The sequence below is a fragment of the Arthrobacter sp. UYP4 genome (assembly GCF_057291175.1).
In genome coordinates, this window is record NZ_JBXAVU010000021.1 from 1 (window position 1) to 2325 (window position 2325).

The window sequence follows — 2325 nt, forward strand, 5'->3', positions numbered from 1 at the left end:
TGATCCTGATCCTCGGCGTTGTCGTCGGGGTGGTGTTGATGATGCTCGGACAGTGGATGCTGGCGCTGGTCTTCGAGCTGCTGATCGGACTGTTGATCCTTTTGTCGATGCAGAAGAACAAGCACGGCCGCACGATGATCGAGCGCATCATGCGCCGTTTCGGGTGGATGAACGCCCGCTATGCCGGGGCGAACGTGTACCGGGCGGGACCGATCAGCCGTGTCCCGTCCGGAACGACGCAGCTGCCGGGTATCTCCGCCCGCTCCACCATCAGTGAGCACACCGACGGCTACGGCCGCCCGTTCGCTCTGCTGCACATTCCGGTGAAGAACCACTACACCGTGGTCCTCGGGTCGGAGCCGGACGGTGGCGGCATGGTCGACCAGGAGCAGATCAACCGCTGGGTCGACCGGTGGTCGCACTGGCTTGGAATGCTCACCGACGAGCCCGGCCTGATCGCCGCGTCCGCGACGATCGAGACCGCACCGGACTCCGGTTTTCGTCTCGCCCGCAAGGTCGAGAACCGGATGGACCCGAACGCCCCGGTGTTCGCCCGCGACATCATGAACGAAACCGTGCGGGCCCTACCCACTGGTGCGACAGTCACGCGTGCCTACATCGCGGTGACGTTCAAGGCCACGCTGCGCCCGGGCGGGAAGCTCCGTAAAGCCGATGAGGTCGCCAATGACCTCGCGGCGCGCCTGCCGAACCTGACCCTGAGCCTGGGAGATACCGGGGCCGGCGTCTCGACCCCCTTGTCCGCGCAGGAGCTGTGCGAGGTCATTCGGGTGGCCTACGACCCGGCCGAGGCGATTCTGTTCGACCGTGCCCACGCCGAAGGCAAAGCGCCGATGCTGGACTGGAACGAGGTCGGCCCGCAGGCCGCTGACGCGTTCTGGGACAGCTACCACCACAACAACGCGTGGTCGAAGACGTGGGCGATGTCCGTGCCGCCTCGATCCACCATCCAGGCGAACGTGCTGCAGTCCCTCGTCGCGCCGACCCCTGAGGTCGTCCGTAAGCGCGTGACGATGCTCTACCGTCCCATCGACCCGGCGCGGGCCGCGCAGCTGGTCGAGAACGACGTCAACACCGCAACCTTCAACGCCTCCTCCCGCAACCGTGCAACATCACGGGACAGCCGTGAGACGCGGGCCGCGAAAGCCACGGCCGAGGAGGAAGCCGATGGAGCAGGTCTGCTGAACTTCGCGATGATCGTCACCGCGACCGTCCGCCACAAGGAGGACCTGCCCGAAGCCGAGGCCGCCATCGAGAACCTTGGCGCGTCGGCGCGTATCCGCCTCGAGGAGGCTTACGGGGCGCAGGACTCGACCTTCGCCGCCGGCCTGCCGCTGGGCATCGTCATTCCCGACCATCTGGCACTGCCCAAGACTGTAAGGGACGCACTCTGATGGCCGCGCTGAATCCCGCTGCAGGTTCATTCAACCCAGGCAACTCGGGGGAGGCTCCTCATGGCGCGTGGGCTCAGGTTCTCGCGAAGCTCGGTACAAGCCGGTCAACGAACGCTTCGACGAAGGCGAAGGGCCGAGGCAAGAGCGGCACCAAGGGGGCGAAGAAGGCACGGACAGGGAGCACCGCGGTGAAAGCCGCGATGCGTCCGGGCCCTCGTGGGTTCAAGGGCCGTGGGATGGGTGAGGCGCAGCTGCTGCACCCGGTGAAGGAGATGCGCGGCACGAACTATCAGGTGTGCGGGTTGTACCCGTTCCCGATGGGGGGAGGCGCGCCCCTGGAAGGTGTGCCGTTGGGTCGGAACCTGCTCTCGAACGAGCCGGTGTGCTGTGACCCGATTTCGTGGTTCCAGAACGTCCGTCTGATTTCGAACCCGTCCGCGTTCGTTATGGCGAACCCCGGTTTGGGGAAGTCCTCGCTGCTGCGCCGCATGGCGATCGGGCTGTGTGCGTTCGGGGTGAACCCGATGATTCTCGGGGACATCAAGGGCGAACACATCGACATGATCGAAAAGCTCGGCGGCAAGGGCCTGCCGCTGGGTCGCGGTATCGGCCACATCAACCCCCTCGATGACGCCGGCGCCCTGGAAGCTGCGATCCGACTGTCCCCGGTGAAGCGGGAGGAACTGCTCACCGAGCTCCACGCTCGACGTCGTGGACTCATCGCCGCTCTCATCGCCATCCTGCGCAAGAAGCCCCTCGATGAGCGTGAGGAGTCGATCCTCGACCGGTGCCTGATGGTCCTCGAAGCTGAGCACAACCCTGCCGGCACCGTCCCCCTCATGGACGACCTACGAGCCGTCCTCAAAAGCCGTCCGGCTCAGGTGCGGGAGGTCGCTTTGGATCGTGGCAGCGA

Annotated in this window: 1 protein-coding gene and 1 pseudogene; both read left to right on the forward strand. The window is 65.8% G+C overall.

What is annotated here, in order from left to right; genetic code table 11:
• Nucleotides 1-8: 8 nt before the first annotated feature.
• Nucleotides 9-1412 (forward strand): SCO6880 family protein, encoded by a 1404-nt coding sequence (locus tag AC0Z9V_RS18115; protein WP_485142386.1) that lies wholly within the window; start codon nt 9-11, stop codon nt 1410-1412.
• Between the two features lie 236 nt (nt 1413-1648).
• Nucleotides 1649-2325 (forward strand): annotated as a pseudogene (locus AC0Z9V_RS18120) (ATP/GTP-binding protein); the annotation flags it as partial.